Below are 14,711 nucleotides of genomic sequence, written 5' to 3' on the forward strand. Positions count from 1 at the left end.
GACCTTGGCGGCCTGGCCCCAGGTGCCGGGGGTGCCGAACAGGGCGGGGATGGCGCCGGTGCCGGTCGGCGGGGGCGGGGGCGGCGCCGGGGGGAGGGCCGCGGCCTCGGTGAAGGCGAGGTCGACCGGGCCGTTGCTCATCAGATCCGCCGTTCCGCCGGCCACGGCCTTGCCGTTGTAGGTCATGCCGGTGACGTGGAGGTTGCTGTCGGTGGCGCTGGTGCCGCCCCAGGTGTCGTTGAGGAAGGTGACGGTGACCTTGTGGGCGCCGGCGGCCCAGTCGCCCTTGACGGTGATGACGTCGGTCTGGCCCGAGCCCTGGGCGGCGCCGGCGGTGAGCGTGCCGCCGATCTGCTTGCCGTCGACGCTGACGGTGTACTGGGCGCCGACCTTGTAGACGTCCTGCGTGATCTTGAGCACCAGCGCGTCGCTGCCGCTGCCGATCGTCTTGACCACCGGGGTGGTGTCGACCAGGGGGGCCGGCGCGGGTGTCGGCTCGGGCTTCGGGACGGGGCCGGTGCCGGTCCACTGGGACATGACCACGTTGTCGATGTGGGTGGTGACGACGCTCGGGGTGGTGCCGTCGGGGGCGTCGCCCAGCCACTCCTCGCCCTTGGCGGCGACGTAGCCCATGGCGCCGAAGCCCATGGCGGTGTCCGGGATGGCGGCCGCATCGGTCCAGCGTGCGACGACCTGGCCGTCGACCTTGATGGTGACCTCGTTCGGCAGCCAGGTCATGGCATAGTGGTGGGTCTTGCTCGGGTCGATGGTGCTGAAGATCGAGCTGTACTGGTGGGAGCCGTCGGTGCCCTCCCAGTGGGAGCTGTGCATCGCCTGGTTCTTCGGCACCTCGAGGATGTCGATCTCGCCGTCGCGCGGCCAGCTGTCGGAGACGGGCCACATCAGGATGGCGGCCTGGGTGCCCTGGGCCTGCTCGACGCGGGCATCGAACTCGACCGTGCCGTAGGTGATCGACTGCCCGGCCTTCATGCTGTTGAAGCCGCCCGCGGTCCAGGAGCCGTCGGCGTGGCGGGTGTCGGTGACCTGCATCTCGTTGTTGCGGACGTTGACGTCGCTGGAGCTCCAGTCGAAGGCGCCGTTCCAGTAGGTGCCGCCGTTGTAGGCGTAGCCCCAGTTGGAGGTCTGGTAGCCGTTGCTGAAGTCGTCGGCCAGGACGACCTTGTAGGTGTTGCCGCTGGCGTCCGTCGTGACCGAACCGAGAGATGCAACCATGATCCGACACTCCACTTTTTCGTGTGACACGCGATTGTGATCGCGTTCTGCGAAAAGGGGTATGTCGTATGCAACCTACGATAGCAATCACGGAAACGTGTGCAGCTCTTTCACATTTGGTGTGCGATTCCTTAACGGCCGTAGCTGCTTTGATAAACCCTTGAAAAGGTTTGATGAAATGGCAGGCGGCCACGGCCGGTGCCCGGGTGTCCGGCCTGAGGGGGGGCGGCCGCCGGCAGCCCCGAACGCGCTGAAGCAGGCGTTCGGGCTGGAATCGTGTTTTGGTTGATAAGCCGGAAAGCCCGGCCGCGGTCAGCCCCGGCGGTGCGCGGTGATGCTGTCCTGCAGCTGGCGCAGCGCCTGGGGCACGCCCTCGCCGGTGGCGCCCGAGAGCAGCAGGATCGGCCGCCCCACCGCCCGCTCCAGCGCCTTCACCCGGCTGGCGCGGGCCTGCGGCGTCATGGCGTCCAGCTTGTTCAGCGCCACCAGCTCGGGCTTCTCGTCCAGCCCGTGGCCATAGCCGGCGAGCTCGGCCCGCACCGTCCGCCAGGCGCCGGCCGGATCCGGCTGGCTGCCGTCCACCAGGTGCAGCAGCACGGCGCAGCGCTCGACATGGCCGAGGAAGCGGTCGCCGAGCCCGGCCCCCTCATGCGCGCCCTCGATCAGCCCGGGGATGTCGGCGAGGACGAATTCCTCGGTCGCGTTCAGCCGCACCACGCCGAGCTGCGGGTGCAGGGTGGTGAAGGGGTAGTCGGCGATCTTCGGCCGGGCGGCGCTGACCGCGGCGAGGAAGGTGGACTTGCCGGCATTGGGCAGCCCGACCAGCCCGGCATCGGCGATCAGCTTCAGCCGCAGCCAGAGCCAGAGCTCCTTGCCCGGCCAGCCCTTGTCGGCCCGGCGCGGGGCGCGGTTGGTGCTGGTCTTGAAATGCGCGTTGCCATGGCCGCCGTCGCCGCCCTCGGCGATCACCACCCGGGCGCCGGGGGTGTCGAGGTCGGCGAGCAGGGTCTCCTTGTCCTCAGCGAGGATCTGGGTGCCGACCGGCACCTTCAGCACGACGTCGTCGCTGCCGGCGCCGCTGCGGTCCTGGCCGGCGCCGTTGCCGCCCTTGCGGGCCTTGAAGTGCTGGGCGTAGCGGTAGTCGATCAGGGTGTTCAGGCCATCGACCGCCTCGACCACCACGCTGCCGCCGCGGCCGCCGTTGCCGCCGTCGGGGCCGCCGAACTCCATGAATTTCTCGCGCCGGAAGGCGATGACGCCATCGCCCCCGTCGCCGGCCTTCACCCAGACCTTGGCTTCATCGAGAAACTTCATCGGGTATTGGACCCTAAAAACAAGAACGGGGGCCGCGAGGCCCCCCTTCGGACACAAAAACGGGGGCCACGAGGCCCCCGCCTAGCCACCCAAGGGGGCGGGATTATTCGGCCGCGAGGGCGACCGGCAGCACCGAGACATGGACCCGGCCTTCGGCCTTGCGGTCGAACTTCACGGTGCCGTCGACCATCGCGTGCAGCGAATGGGTGCGGCCGACGCTGACGTTCGTGCCGGCCTTCATCTTGGTGCCGCGCTGGGTCACGATGATGTTGCCGGCGCGCACGACCTGCCCGCCATAGAGCTTGACGCCAAGCCGCTTGCCGGCGCTGTCGCGCCCGTTGCGGGAGGAACCGCCCGCTTTCTTGTGTGCCATGGTGAGTGCTTCCTCTCGCTCAGGCTGCGGCGATGTCGCCGATCCGCAGGACCGTCAGGTCCTGGCGGTGGCCGCCCTTGCGGCGGCTGTTCTGCCGGCGGCGCTTCTTGAAGATGATCACCTTCTCGCCGCGCGCCTGCTTCACCACCGTCGCGGTGACGCTGGCGCCGGGGATGGTCGGCGCACCGAGGGTGAGGCCGCTCTCGCCGCCCATGGCCAGCACGTCGTGGAAGGTGATGGTGGCGCCGGGCTCGGCTTCCAGCTTCTCAACCGTCAGGACGGCGTTCGGCGTCACCCGGTACTGCTTTCCGCCGGTGCGGATCACTGCGAAGGTCATCGTGCGGTCCCAACTGGTCGCGCCAGGTTTGTCTGCCGGGGTCGGCGCGGCCCCGGGCGAGGTGTTCGATATGAATGTCGGCCAAGCATGGCCGCCGGCGGTGCGAGCTGCACCTCCGGGAGGCGAGGCGTATAGCCGCGAGTGACCGTCGCCGTCAACGCCGTCCCCTAGGACGTCCGCGTCCGGAACAGCAGGGCGAGCCCCGCCAGGGTCACCGCGCCGCCCGCCAGGTCGGTCCAGCCCAGGGTTTCGTGCAGCAGCGCCCAGCCGAAGATGGCGGCCAGCGGCGGCGCCAGCAGCTGCAGCGCCGCGGCCGTCGCCGGCGGCAGCCGCTTCAGCATGGTGAAGTAGAGCGCATAGCCGCCGATCCCGACCACCACCACGCCATAGGCGAGCGACAGCGCCGCGGTCAGGCTGGGCGGCCCGGGCAGGCGGTGCTCGACCAGGGCGGCCAGCAGCACCAGCGTCAGGGCGGCGACCGCGGCCTGGATGGCATTGGCGGTCCAGGCATCGACCCGGTTGCGGGCCGGGGCGAAGATCAGGATGCCGGCCGCCTGGGACAGCGCCCCACCCAAGGCCAGCAGCACGCCCCAGATCTCGAAGCCCGCGGCGCCCCGGCCGGCGCCCAGCACCGCCACGCCCAGCCAGCCGAGCCCGAGCCCGGCCCAGGCGAGCGGCGCCACCCGGCGGCCGAGGAAGGCCACTTCCCCCATGGCGACGAACAGCGGCGCGGTGGCGGAGAGCAGCGCCACCAGCCCCGAGGGCAGGGTGAGGGAGGCGAGCCAGGCCCCGGCGAGGTACAGCGCCGAGCCGAAGACCCCCATCGCCGCCAGCCGCCAGCCATCGCCGCGGCCGGGCCACTTCACCCCGCGCCAGGCCAGCACCGCGGCGAGGATCAGCCCGACCAGGATGAAGCGCACCGCCAGCGCCCAGACCGGCGGCCATTCCGGCACCAGCCCCTTGATGGCGGTGAAGGCCGAGGCCCAGATCGCCACGAAGAGCAACCCGAGGCCGAAGCCCGCCATGCGGCTTACGCCTCGGCGACCCCGCGCCGGGCCAGCGCCGCCTCCAGCGTGTTCTCGAGCAGGCAGGCGATGGTCATCGGCCCGACCCCGCCGGGCACCGGGGTGATGGCGCCGGCATGCGGCAGCGCCTCGGCGAAGGCGACGTCGCCCACCAGCTTGCCGGCCGCGTCGCGGTTGATGCCGACATCGATGATGGTCGCGCCCGCGGCGATCCAGTCGCCGCGGACCAGCTCGGCGCGGCCGACCGCGGCCACCAGGATCTCCGCCCGGCGGCATTCGGCGGGGAGGTCGCGGGTGCGGGAATGCACCACGGTGACGGTGCAGTCGGCCGCCAGCAGCAGCTGCAGCATCGGCCGGCCGACGATCTGGCTGCGGCCGAGCACCACCGCCCGCGCCCCGGCCAGGGCGGTGCCTGCGGCGCGCAGCAGGTGCATCACCCCCTTCGGCGTGCAGGGCACCAGGCCGGGCTGCTGGGTCGCCAGCCGCCCGGCATTGACGGGATGGAAGCCGTCCACGTCCTTCTCCGGGTCGATCGCCGCGATCACCATGTCCGGGCGGATCTGCGGCGGCAGCGGCAGCTGCACCAGGATGCCGTCCACCGCGGGGTCGATGTTCAGGTCGGCGATCAGCATCAGCAGGTCGGACTCGCGGGTCTCGGCCGGCAGCTGGATGGTGGCGCTGTCGAAGCCCGCCGCCGCGGCGGCGCGGTCCTTGTTGCGGACATAAACGCCGCTGGCGGGGTCGTCGCCGACCCGCACCACCCGCAGGCCGGGGCGGAAGTTCAGGCGGGCGATGCGGGCGGCGAGGCCGGCGCGCAGCGCCTCGGCCACGGCCTTGCCGTCGATGATGCGGGCGGTCATGCCATATCCTTCAGCTTCGGGGCCAGGGAAGCGGGATCACCGGCCACCCGCAGCAGCTTCTCCCGGGAGGTGGCGCCCTGCAGCAGCGTCACGGCCGAGGCGGCAAGGCCCAGCGCCTCCGCCAGGGTGGCGCAGACCGCCCGGTTGGCCCGGCCGTCCGCCGCCGCCGCGGTCACCGCCAGGCGGAGCCGGGGGCCGTCGAGGCCGGGGGCGGTGCCGTCGATGCCCGGCCGCCGCGCCTTCGGCTGGGCCTTGACCCGCACCGTGACGCCGCCCGGGACGGCCCGCCACCAGCCTTCCGTCAAAAATACAGGCCGTTCAGCAGCAGCGCGTTGCGCGTCGCGTTCAGCAGCATCTGGCAGGCGGTGATCAGCAGCAGCACCACCAGCGGCCCCAGATCCACCGGGCCGAAGCTCGGCAGCACCCGGCGCACCCGGCCGAACAGCGGCTCGGTGACGCGATAGAGGAAATCCGCGATCGTCCAGACGATCCGGTTGCGGGTGTCCAGCACGTTGAAGCTGATCAGCAGCTGTACGATCACCGCCAGCAGCACCGCCCACCACAGAAGGTCCAGCACCGCGCCGGCCAGGAAGAAGACCACATCCAGAAACATGCCGTTGACCTTGCCTGGCGGAGGCGCTCCCGCTCGGAGCGCGGCCGCAACCTAGTGGCGGCCCGGCCGCGCGACAAGCAGGCCCGACAACCCGGCTTGACTTCCCCCGGCGGCGAAGGCATCTAGCCCGCCCTGCGGGACCCCGGTCCCGCGCGGTCGGCCCTGGGCCTGCCGGGGGGCTGTAGCTCAGTTGGTAGAGCGCGTCGTTCGCAATGACGAGGTCAGCGGTTCGATCCCGCTCAGCTCCACCACCCTCCCTCCCTCTCCGCCATCGCTGCATCGCCTGACCTGGTCGGACGCCCGGCTGGCGCTGCGGCCCGCGCGCCGGCATGATCGCGGCCGCGCCTGCCGGCCGGAGCGTGCCGACCGGCCATGGAGGAGCCCCCGCATGGACGTCACGCCCCTGTTCCGTCCCTTCCGATGCCAGCGGCTCGAGCTGCCGAACCGCATCGTCATGGCGCCGATGACGCGGCGCTGCAGCCCCGGCGGCGTCCCGGATGCCGCGGTCGCCCGCTACTACCGCCGGCGCGCCGAGGGCGGGGTCGGCCTCATCATCACCGAGGGGACCACGGTCCGGCGCCAGGCGGCCTCCGGCCATGACGCCATCCCCAGCTTCCACGCGCCGGCGAGCCTGGCGGGCTGGGCGCGGGTGGTCGCCGAGGTGCATGCCGCGGGCGGCCGGATCGCGCCGCAGCTCTGGCACCAGGGGCTGACCCGCGCCGCCGGCACCGGACCCCATCCCGAGGCGCCCCCGGAGGGCCCGGTCGCCGTCGACGACGCCTCCCGCAGCATGAGCGACGCGGATATCGCCGACACCGTCGCGGCCTTCGCCGAGGCCGCCGCGGCGGCGCGGCGGATCGGCTTCGACGCGGTCGAGCTGCACGGCGCGCACGGCTACCTGATCGACCAGTTCCTCTGGGCCGCGACCAATACCCGGCGCGATGCCTACGGCGGCGACGCCACGCAGCGCACCCGCTTCGCCGCCGAGGTCGTCCGCGCGGTGCGCCGGGCGCTCGGCCCCGACATGCCGCTGATCTTCCGCTACTCCCAATGGAAGCTGCAGGATTACGGCGCCCGCTTGGCCGAGACGCCGGCGGCGCTGGAGCGCCTGCTGGCGCCGCTGACCGAGGCGGGGGTCGACATCTTCCATGCCTCGACGCGACGCTTCTGGGAGCCGGAATTCCCCGGCTCGGACCTCAACCTCGCGGGCTGGACCCGCAAGCTCACGGGGCGGCCGACCATCAGCGTGGGATCGGTCGGCCTCGCCGGGCCGGATTTCATGGAGCAGCTGCGCGGCGCCTCGACCGGCGCGCCGGTCGGCCGGCTCGAGGAGTTGCTGCGCCGGATGGGGGCGGAGGAATTCGACCTGATCGCGGTCGGCCGCGCCCTGATCAGCGATCCCGGCTGGGCCAACACGGTGCGGGCGGGACGGATGGAGGCGCTGCGTCCCTTCGAGAAGGCCGACCTCGCCGCACTCGACTGAGGGCGGGCGCCACCCGGCCCCGGCTTGCGGGGGGGTGGCATTCCTGACACCCTCATGGACTACATGTAACATCAGCCGTTGCGGCCTTTGGCGCGGAGGGCTCTGGCCCGGAGGCGCGGCTGCAACCGACGGAGCCCGCATGATCCCAGCGACGCAAGGCCCCACCGCACGGGCCTCGATGCCGGTGATGGGAATCTTCGTGGCGCTCATCGGCTGGGGGCATCTCGCCTCCCCCTGGGGCCCGGACTTCCGGCAGGCCACGGCGGACCGCCAGGCCCGTTCCAGCCTGGCAAGCCACGGCAGCCACCGGGGCGGGGACGAGCGGCGGCGGCTGGAGGCGCGGCTGCGGCGGGCGCTGCTCGGCAACGGCTACCGGCTGATGCGGACGCGGCTGCGGCATGCGCCGCCCGACCTCGGCGGCTACCTCGTGCTGGAATTCGACTCCGGCCGGGTGGTCGTCGGCGGCGAGCCGCGGCCCTTCGCGGCGCGGCTGGACGAGGTGGAGGCCTGGTGCCGCCGGGAGGGGCTGGCCCGGGACAACGGCTGATCCGGGATGCGGCGGCGGCCGCCCGCGGCCATGGTCCTCCCGCGTTGACAGCCTCCCGCCGCTGGCCGCACCTGCTGGCCGAACCCTTCGCCGAGGTCCCCCCGACCGTGACCACGCCCCCCGGGTATCCCGCCGACTTCGTCCCGCTGCGGACCGACCGCCTGACCCTGCGCCCGCTGCGGGCGGAGGACGCCACCGCGCTGCACCGCCTGGTGAACGACTGGGAGGTGGCCAAGACCCTGGCCCGGGTGCCCTTCCCCTACAAGCGGTCGCTCGCGGATGAGTGGATCCTCTCGACCTGGGCGCAGATCGCCGCCGGCGAGGCCTGGCATCTGGCGATCGTCGGCGAGGAGCCGGGCCCCGACGGCCCGGCCGAGACGCTGATCGGCTGCGTCGCCCTCACCCTCGATGCCGACCGCCGGCAGGCCGAGCTGGGCTACTGGGTCGGGCGCCGGTACTGGGGCCATGGCGTGGCGACGGAAGCCGCCGGCCGGCTCTGCCGCTGGGCGCTGGCGCAGCTCGAGATCACCGGCATCCACGCCAGCGCCCTGCGGGACAATGCCCGCTCCGCCGCCGTGCTGCGCCGGCTCGGCTTCCGCCCGGCCGGGGAGGCGATGCAGACCTTCCTCTCGCGCGGCGCCCCGATGCCGGTGAACCTGTTCCACGGCGGGCGGGAGGAGCTGACCGGCGATGCCGGCCCCGCCGCCGGAGCTGCCGCCGCGCCCCTGGCCGGCCCGCCCCTCATGCTCGTCGCCGCGGTGGCGCTGGTCGATGCCGATGGCCGCGTGCTGCTGGCCCGCCGGCCCGAGGGCAAGCCCCTGGCCGGGCTCTGGGAATTCCCCGGCGGCAAGGTCAAGCCGGGGGAGACCCCCGAGGCCGCCCTGATCCGCGAACTGAAGGAGGAGCTGGACATCGACGTCAGCGCCAGCTGCCTCGCGCCCTTCACCTTCGCCTCCCATGCCTATGAGAAATTCCACCTGATGATGCCGCTCTACCTCTGCCGCAAATGGGGCGGGACGGTGCGGGCGGTGGAGGGGCAGGCGCTGGCCTGGGTGCGGCCGAAGCAGTTCGGCGGCTATGCCATGCCGCCGGCGGACCGGCCGCTGGTCGCCATGCTGCAGGACTTCCTCTAGGGCCGGCCGGCGCCGCCTCAGGCCAGCAGCCGCATCAGCTCCCGCACGTCGGGCGCCTCCTCCAGCGCCCAGACCGCGGCGATCTGCGCCGTGGCCTGCTCCTCGAAGCCGCCGAGCGCGGCGTTGTCGCGGAACTTCGCCTCCAGCTCGGCATCGGTCAGCGGCTGGCCGGCGCTGCCGCGGGGGTCGATGACCAGCGCCTCCGCCTCCTGCCCGTCCAGCAGCAGCACCCGCACCCGGGCGGCGCCGCGCGGCAGGCCGGGATCCTCCACCGCGACCACCTTGGCGCGGAAGGCGGCCAGCGCCGGGTCCTGCACCGCCGCCGCCTCGAAATCCGCCACCCCGGCGCGGCCGCGGACGAAGCCGAGCGCGGCGCTGTGGTGGATGCTGACCCGGGCATCCCGGGCGTTCCGCACCACCCGGTCGCCGCGCGTCAGCAGCAGCGCATCGCCGGCGACGGTGACCTGGGCGATCGCCTCCGGCGCCACCCCGAGCTCCACGGCGAGCTGCAGGCAGGCATCGATCACCGCATGGAAGACGATGCCGGCCGGATAGGGCTTGAAGGTATTGCGCCCGATCTCCCAGCGCAGCCCCAGCTCGCCCAGGATGGCGCCGAGGTCGGCATCGTCGCCGGTGGCGCGCGCCCAGCCGAGCGGCCCCTCGATCGCCAGCGGCGCCGCCTGGTAGCCCTGCTCGGCAAACAGCGCGGCCAGCATCCCGAGCCGGGCGGCATTGCCGACGCCGACGTTCTTCGCGGCTGTCGGCAGGTTCTCCACGATCCCCGCCGCCTGGCTGGCGGCGATGCCGATCGCATGCCCGGCCTGCGCCGCATCGAGGCCCAGCAGCCGGGCGGCCGCCGCCGCCGCGCCGAAGGCGCCACAGGTGGAGGTGATGTGCCAGCCCCGGGCGTAGTGCCCGGGCGAGACGGCATTGCCGATCCGGCACTCGACCTCGCCGCCGAGCAGGAAGGCGTGCAGCACCGCGGCGCCGGACAGCCCGCGCTGCTCCGCGAGCGCCAGCACCGCCGGCACCACCGGGGCGGCCGGATGGATCACGGTATCCAGGTGGGTATCGTCGTAGTCCAGCAGGTTGGAGGCGACGGCATTGACGAAGGCCGCGCTCATCGGATCGAGCTTCACCCCCTGGCCGACCACGGTCGCAACAGGCGCCCCGGCGCAGCCCTGCATGACCCGGAGCGCCGCCGTCACCGCCGGGTCCCGCGCCACGCCCAGGGCGCAGCCGAGGTGGTTGAGGATGGAGCGCTTCGCCGCGTGCCGCAGCTCCGGCGGGATGTCCTCCCAGGCCGATCCGGCGACGAATTCCCCCAAGCTGGCGGCGGCACCCAAGGCCTCGTCGCGCATCGACTGTCCCTCCCGATCGGCGGCTTCCTCGATATCCCCGGCCTCCTGCCCGGACAAGCGGCGCTGGGCTATCCTGGCGGCAAGAGGATGGGGGACGCGGCATGACGGATGGATTGCGGGGGCGCACCGCGCTCGTCACCGGCTCGACCGGCGGCATCGGCCTGGCGGTGGCCGAGGCGCTGGCCGCGGCCGGCGCCGGCCTGCTGCTGCATGGGCTGGCGAGCACGGCGGAGGCCGCGCCGGTGGTGGCCGGCCTCGCCGCCCGCCACGGCGTGCCGGTGCGCTACCACCCGGCCGAGCTGGCCCGGCCCGCCGAGATCGCCGCCATGCTGGCCGCGGCCGGCGAGGTCGACATCCTGGTGAACAATGCCGCCGCCCGGCACTTCGCCCCGGTCGAGGCCATGCCGCCCGAGGCCTGGGACGAGGATGTCGCGGTCAACCTCTCGGCCGCCTTCCACCTCATCCGCCTGACCCTGCCGGGGATGCGCCGGCGCGGCTGGGGCCGCATCGTCAACATGGCCTCGATCTACGGGCTGATCGGCGCCCGCGACCGCATCGGCTACGTCACCACGAAAACCGCGCTGATCGGCCTGACCCGGGCGGTGGCGCTGGAGACCGCCGAGAGCGGCATCACCTGCAACGCGCTCTGCCCCGGCTCCACCCTCACGCCCAACATCGACGGCCGCATCCGCGCCGCCATGGCCGCCGAGGGCACCGACCGCGCCACGGCCGAGGCCCGCTTCCTCGCCGGCAAGCAGCCGACCGGCCGCTTCGTCGAGGCGGCGGCGATCGCCGCCATGGTGGCGATGCTCTGCGGCCCGGCGGGCCGGGACATCACCGGCGCGGTGCTGCCGCTGGATGGCGGCTGGTCGGCCGCCTGACGCCTCAGCCCCCCGGCACGCCCTGCGCCTCGACGTACAGAGCATAGACCGACTGGCTCGCGGTCATGAACAGCCGGTTCCGCTTGCGCCCGCCGAAGGCGAGGTTGGCGCAGCGCTCGGGCAGCAGGATGCGGCCGATCAGCGTGCCGTCCGGGGCGAAGACGGCAACCCCATCCTGCCCCGGGCCGCCGGTGAAGCCGCACCAGACATTGCCCTCGGTGTCGCAGCGGATGCCGTCGGCCCAGCCGGGCTGGGCATCGAAGAACAGCCGGCCGTTCGCCGGCATGCCGCTGGCCATGTCGAAGACCCAGGTGGTCTTCGGCGCCGCCGGGGTATCGACCACATAGAGCCGGGTCTCATCCGGGGAGAAGCACAGCCCGTTCGGCCGCGCCATGTCGCCCACCGCGATGGTCAGCGCCCGCGTCTCCGGGTCCAGCCGGTAGACCCGGTAGGGCATCTCCTGCGGCGCCTTGTCGCCGAGGTAGTTGCCGCGGATGCCGGCGCCGTTGTCGCTGAACCAGATGGAGCCGTCCGACTTCACCACCACGTCGTTCGGCCCGGTCAGGCGGGTGCCCTCGAAGTGGCTGGCCAGCACGGTGATGGTGCCGTCGAGCTCGGTGCGGGTGAGGGTGCGGCTGCCCAGCTCGCAGCTGATGAGCCGTCCCTGGCGGTCGCGGGTATTGCCGTCGATGTTGCCGCAGGGGCTGCGCAGCGTCACCGTCCGGCCGGTGATCTCGTCCCAGCGCAGCAGCGCGTCGTTCGGGATGTCCGCGAACAGCAATTGGCGGGTGTCGCCGTAGTAGGCGGGGCCCTCGGTGAAGCGGAAGCCGGTGGCGACCCGCTCGATCGCGGCATGGCCGAGGATGATCCGCTCGAAGCGCGGGTCGAGCGCGATGACATCGGGGTCGGGGTAGCGGATCGGCCCTGCCTGCTGCCAGCGCGCGGCGCGCGCCGTGGAATCGTCCTGGCCCATCCTCGTCCCTTCCCATCGCCTTGCCGGCGATTGGACACCGATGCGCCGCCGGCTGCAAACCGGCCGGCCGCGGCCTCAGCCCTTGCATCGCCCCGGCAAGCGCCATCCCGCCGACCCGCCGCCAGCCGCCGCATTCCCCGCCGCCGGGGCCCGCCATCTTCCGCCATCGCGGCGGCTGCCCTATCACCACGCCGCTGCCGCCCATGCCGGGACCGCGCAGTGCGGAAACGGCCATGCTGCTCCCTCAGACGACCGGCGAGGCCGGCACCCGCCGCGGCCTGCTCGCCGCCCTGCTGGCCATGCCGGCGGCGCCCGCGGCCGCCGCCCCGACCCGGCTGCAGCCGGTGCCCGGGCTGCCGCCGATGCCGGTGACCGCGGCGGTCCGCACCGCCGCGGACCAAGCCAGGCACCTCGAATTCCGGGCCAGCGGCCCCGGCGCCCCGGCCGGCCGCATCACCGTCCCGAGCTGGTACGGCGGCGCCGGCCTGCGCGGCACGATCCGCCTCGCCGGGCGCGACCTCGTCCTGCTGGGCTTCGAGGGCAATACCGGCACCGGGGTCTTCCAGGAGCTCGTGCTCATCGCCGGGGTCGACAATGCCGGCCGGCTGCGGATCCTCGGCATCGAGACCCTATCGGCCCGCGAGAGCAGCGACTGCGCCCTGGCCGAGAACCTCACCGGCCGCATCGACCGCGCACCCGGGGGCGGGCCCTCCGGGTCCGCTACGCCGGGGCCGGGACCCGGACCGGCCTCTGCCCGGCCCGGCCCGGCCCGGCGGCCGGCGCCCCTGGCGGGATCGCTGGACGGTGACGCTGCCCTGGAGCGGCGAGGGGGTGCTGCCCCCGGCCGGCGCCGCGGGCGGCGGCAGCCTCGCCCGGCGGCTGGACGCGACCCGGACCCGCACCGCCGCCTGGCTGGCCGAGGCGCCGCGCCGGGCGTTGGGCCCGGCGGAGATGGACCGGCTGCGGCTCTACGGCACCTTCGCCGCCGGCCCGGCCTGAGCCTCCCCATCGTCAACGAACCCGTGGAGTACCCCATGCCCATCGCCACCCGCCGCGGCCTGACCGCCGGCTTCGCCGCCTCGCTCCTCGCCGCGCCCGCCCGGGCACAATCCTTCCCCAGCCGGCCCATCACCGTGGTGGTGCCCTTCGCCGCGGGCGGCAGCACCGACGTGCTGACCCGGCTCATGGCCGAGCGGATGAGCGAGACGCTGGGCCGGCCGGTGCAGGTGGACAACCGCCCCGGCGGCAACACCATCATCGGCGCCGAATACGCCGCCCGCGCCGTGCCCGACGGCCACACCATCCTGATGGCGGCGGGCACCACGCTGACCATCAACCCGGTGATCTACCGGACCCTGCCGTACAAGCTGGAGGATTTCGCCCCGATCACCCTGGCCTCGACCTTCCCCTTCGCGGTCATCGCGAGGAACAACGGCCCGGCCGACATCGCCGCCATGGTGGCCATGGCCAAGGCCAAGCCCGGGCAGGTGACCTACGGCACCAACGGCCCGACCACCCTGACCAACGTCGCCATGCTGATGGTGCTGGAGCGGCTCGGCATCACCATGCAGGACGTGACCTACCGCGGCGACGCGGCGCAGCTGAACGACTTCCTGGCCGGCAACCTCGACTTGCTGGTGGTCGCCGGCAGCACCGCCCTGCCGGTGGTCCGCAACGGCCAGGGCCGCATCCTCGGCTGGACCAGCGCCCAGCGGGTGGTCTCGACACCGGAGGTGCCGACCTTCGCCGAAGGCTCCCCCGGGCTGGTGGCGGAAAGCTGGTTCGGCCTGCTGGCCCCGGCCCGGACCCCCGCCGAGGCGCTGCAGAAGCTCAATGCCGCGGCGGTGCAGGCCCTGCAGGACGGGCGAATCCGCGAGCGGCTGACCAACGACGGCCAATTCCCGGCCGGCGGCAGCGCGGCGGAGTTCGGCCGCTTCCTGGCCAGCGAGGCGAGCCGGTGGAAGCCGATCCTCAGCCGCCTGGAGGTGCCGCAGAACTAGGACGGGAAGGGGGTGGAGCGGACGACGAGGTTCGAACTCGCGACATCCAGATTGGAAATCTGACGCTCTACCAACTGAGCTACGTCCGCGTACCGACCGGCACTGATTGACCGGAACCGGGCTTCCTGATACGGCCAGCCGCGCCGGCCGGCAAGGGTGACGGCCGGCGCGCGGCGAAATTCTGCCGTCCGCCGGCCATCGCGCCAGCGCCGGCCCGGTGGGACCCGCTGCGGGTTCATCAACCTGGGGCTACCCAAGCCTACCCTGGTGCCGGCGCCGAGCCGGGCCAGGTCCAGGCGGTGCCGCAAGCGCCGCCGTATCCCGCCAGGCGGGTCCGCCTCCAGGCCCGGCCACCTGGCAGGGGCGGGTCCGAGTGCCGGGACGACGAAACAAATCAGACGGGATGGCGGAGCCGGGCGATGGCGAAGGCGAAGTTTGAGCGGAACAAGCCGCACTGCAACATTGGCACGATCGGTCACGTGGATCATGGCAAGACGTCGCTGACGGCGGCGATCACCAAGATCCTGGCGAAGACCGGCGGCGCCACGTTCACGGCCTATGACCAGATCGACAAGGCG

At 73.2% G+C, this 14,711-nt stretch carries 16 protein-coding genes and 2 tRNA genes; 7 read left to right on the top strand and 11 right to left on the bottom strand.

Annotation, left to right across the window (positions count from 1 at the left end; translation table 11 throughout):
• The 8 genes from QWZ14_RS10630 to QWZ14_RS10665 all read right to left on the bottom strand — a co-directional run.
• The coding region (locus QWZ14_RS10630; protein ID WP_290316634.1) for a family 16 glycosylhydrolase at positions 1 to 1,233 on the bottom strand (1,233 nt) is incomplete at its 3' end.
• A gap of 312 nt (positions 1,234 to 1,545) precedes the next feature.
• Entirely contained in the window at positions 1,546 to 2,547 is a 1,002-nt protein-coding gene (gene obgE, locus QWZ14_RS10635; protein ID WP_290316635.1) for a GTPase ObgE, read from the bottom strand.
• A 103-nt stretch (positions 2,548 to 2,650) separates the two neighbouring features.
• Positions 2,651 to 2,920 (bottom strand): 50S ribosomal protein L27, encoded by a 270-nt coding sequence (gene rpmA / locus QWZ14_RS10640; RefSeq protein WP_290316637.1) that lies wholly within the window; start codon positions 2,918 to 2,920, stop codon positions 2,651 to 2,653.
• Between the two features lie 19 nt (positions 2,921 to 2,939).
• Positions 2,940 to 3,257 (bottom strand): 50S ribosomal protein L21, encoded by a 318-nt coding sequence (gene rplU, locus QWZ14_RS10645; RefSeq protein ID WP_290316639.1) that lies wholly within the window; start codon positions 3,255 to 3,257, stop codon positions 2,940 to 2,942.
• Between the two features lie 167 nt (positions 3,258 to 3,424).
• Complete coding sequence (locus QWZ14_RS10650) at positions 3,425 to 4,282, bottom strand: DMT family transporter (RefSeq protein WP_290316640.1); 858 nt, start codon at positions 4,280 to 4,282, stop codon at positions 3,425 to 3,427.
• 5 nt (positions 4,283 to 4,287) lie between these two features.
• On the bottom strand, positions 4,288 to 5,142 hold the full coding sequence (gene folD / locus QWZ14_RS10655) for a bifunctional methylenetetrahydrofolate dehydrogenase/methenyltetrahydrofolate cyclohydrolase FolD (protein WP_290316641.1): 855 nt from the start codon (positions 5,140 to 5,142) through the stop codon (positions 4,288 to 4,290).
• The gene (locus QWZ14_RS10660) at positions 5,139 to 5,447 is read right to left on the bottom strand and encodes a DUF167 domain-containing protein (protein ID WP_290316642.1); all 309 of its coding nucleotides are present in this window, start codon (positions 5,445 to 5,447) and stop codon (positions 5,139 to 5,141) included. Before QWZ14_RS10660 ends, folD begins: the two co-directional genes overlap by 4 nt.
• Positions 5,444 to 5,755, bottom strand: coding sequence for a YggT family protein (locus QWZ14_RS10665; RefSeq protein ID WP_290316643.1), 312 nt, complete (start codon positions 5,753 to 5,755; stop codon positions 5,444 to 5,446). The genes QWZ14_RS10660 and QWZ14_RS10665 overlap by 4 nt, the downstream gene beginning before the upstream one ends.
• A gap of 175 nt (positions 5,756 to 5,930) precedes the next feature.
• On the opposite strand from QWZ14_RS10665, the gene QWZ14_RS10670 reads away from it, so the two are divergent.
• The 4 genes from QWZ14_RS10670 to QWZ14_RS10685 all read left to right on the top strand — a co-directional run bounded on the left by QWZ14_RS10670 (position 5,931) and on the right by QWZ14_RS10685 (position 8,918).
• A tRNA-Ala gene (locus tag QWZ14_RS10670) sits at positions 5,931 to 6,006 on the top strand.
• 137 nt (positions 6,007 to 6,143) lie between these two features.
• On the top strand, positions 6,144 to 7,238 hold the full coding sequence (locus QWZ14_RS10675) for an NADH:flavin oxidoreductase (protein WP_290316644.1): 1,095 nt from the start codon (positions 6,144 to 6,146) through the stop codon (positions 7,236 to 7,238).
• 139 nt (positions 7,239 to 7,377) lie between these two features.
• Positions 7,378 to 7,785 carry a hypothetical protein gene (locus tag QWZ14_RS10680; RefSeq protein ID WP_290316645.1) on the top strand — a complete coding sequence of 136 codons (408 nt, stop codon included), beginning with the start codon at positions 7,378 to 7,380 and terminating at the stop codon, positions 7,783 to 7,785.
• A 107-nt stretch (positions 7,786 to 7,892) separates the two neighbouring features.
• Positions 7,893 to 8,918: a bifunctional GNAT family N-acetyltransferase/(deoxy)nucleoside triphosphate pyrophosphohydrolase gene (locus QWZ14_RS10685; RefSeq protein ID WP_290316650.1), complete on the top strand. Its 1,026-nt coding sequence runs from the start codon at positions 7,893 to 7,895 to the stop codon at positions 8,916 to 8,918.
• 17 nt (positions 8,919 to 8,935) lie between these two features.
• On the opposite strand, the gene QWZ14_RS10690 is transcribed toward QWZ14_RS10685, so the two are convergent.
• A complete protein-coding gene (locus tag QWZ14_RS10690; protein ID WP_290316646.1) occupies positions 8,936 to 10,336 on the bottom strand; it encodes an MmgE/PrpD family protein in 1,401 nt (466 codons plus the stop codon).
• A 44-nt stretch (positions 10,337 to 10,380) separates the two neighbouring features.
• Between QWZ14_RS10690 and QWZ14_RS10695 the strand changes: the two genes are divergently transcribed.
• On the top strand, positions 10,381 to 11,160 hold the full coding sequence (locus tag QWZ14_RS10695) for an SDR family NAD(P)-dependent oxidoreductase (protein WP_290316647.1): 780 nt from the start codon (positions 10,381 to 10,383) through the stop codon (positions 11,158 to 11,160).
• A gap of 4 nt (positions 11,161 to 11,164) precedes the next feature.
• On the opposite strand, the gene QWZ14_RS10700 is transcribed toward QWZ14_RS10695, so the two are convergent.
• Positions 11,165 to 12,133, bottom strand: a complete 969-nt coding sequence (locus QWZ14_RS10700) for an SMP-30/gluconolactonase/LRE family protein (RefSeq protein ID WP_290316648.1) — start codon at positions 12,131 to 12,133, stop codon at positions 11,165 to 11,167.
• A gap of 233 nt (positions 12,134 to 12,366) precedes the next feature.
• On the opposite strand from QWZ14_RS10700, the gene QWZ14_RS10705 reads away from it, so the two are divergent.
• On the top strand, positions 12,367 to 14,133 hold the full coding sequence (locus QWZ14_RS10705) for a Bug family tripartite tricarboxylate transporter substrate binding protein (RefSeq protein WP_290316649.1): 1,767 nt from the start codon (positions 12,367 to 12,369) through the stop codon (positions 14,131 to 14,133).
• Between the two features lie 13 nt (positions 14,134 to 14,146).
• On the opposite strand, the gene QWZ14_RS10710 is transcribed toward QWZ14_RS10705, so the two are convergent.
• Positions 14,147 to 14,222 (bottom strand) — tRNA-Gly (locus tag QWZ14_RS10710).
• 330 nt (positions 14,223 to 14,552) lie between these two features.
• Here QWZ14_RS10710 and QWZ14_RS10715 point away from each other — a divergent pair.
• On the top strand, positions 14,553 to 14,711 hold a 159-nt coding region (locus QWZ14_RS10715; protein WP_290316651.1), incomplete at its 3' end, for a GTP-binding protein.

The organism is Paeniroseomonas aquatica (assembly GCF_030409335.1).
Taxonomy (GTDB): domain Bacteria; phylum Pseudomonadota; class Alphaproteobacteria; order Acetobacterales; family Acetobacteraceae; genus Belnapia; species Belnapia aquatica.

What these genes read in the sequence shown, in the direction of transcription:
- obgE (WP_290316635.1), bottom strand. Translation starts at nt 2,547, where the DNA reads ATGAAGTTTCTCGATGAAGCCAAGGTCTGGGTGAAGGCCGGCGACGGG.
- rpmA (WP_290316637.1), bottom strand. Translation starts at nt 2,920, where the DNA reads ATGGCACACAAGAAAGCGGGCGGTTCCTCCCGCAACGGGCGCGACAGC.
- rplU (WP_290316639.1), bottom strand. Translation starts at nt 3,257, where the DNA reads ATGACCTTCGCAGTGATCCGCACCGGCGGAAAGCAGTACCGGGTGACG.
- QWZ14_RS10650 (WP_290316640.1), bottom strand. Translation starts at nt 4,282, where the DNA reads ATGGCGGGCTTCGGCCTCGGGTTGCTCTTCGTGGCGATCTGGGCCTCG.
- folD (WP_290316641.1), bottom strand. Translation starts at nt 5,142, where the DNA reads ATGACCGCCCGCATCATCGACGGCAAGGCCGTGGCCGAGGCGCTGCGC.
- QWZ14_RS10665 (WP_290316643.1), bottom strand. Translation starts at nt 5,755, where the DNA reads ATGTTTCTGGATGTGGTCTTCTTCCTGGCCGGCGCGGTGCTGGACCTT.
- QWZ14_RS10675 (WP_290316644.1), top strand. Translation starts at nt 6,144, where the DNA reads ATGGACGTCACGCCCCTGTTCCGTCCCTTCCGATGCCAGCGGCTCGAG.
- QWZ14_RS10680 (WP_290316645.1), top strand. Translation starts at nt 7,378, where the DNA reads ATGATCCCAGCGACGCAAGGCCCCACCGCACGGGCCTCGATGCCGGTG.
- QWZ14_RS10695 (WP_290316647.1), top strand. Translation starts at nt 10,381, where the DNA reads ATGACGGATGGATTGCGGGGGCGCACCGCGCTCGTCACCGGCTCGACC.
- QWZ14_RS10700 (WP_290316648.1), bottom strand. Translation starts at nt 12,133, where the DNA reads ATGGGCCAGGACGATTCCACGGCGCGCGCCGCGCGCTGGCAGCAGGCA.
- QWZ14_RS10705 (WP_290316649.1), top strand. Translation starts at nt 12,367, where the DNA reads ATGCTGCTCCCTCAGACGACCGGCGAGGCCGGCACCCGCCGCGGCCTG.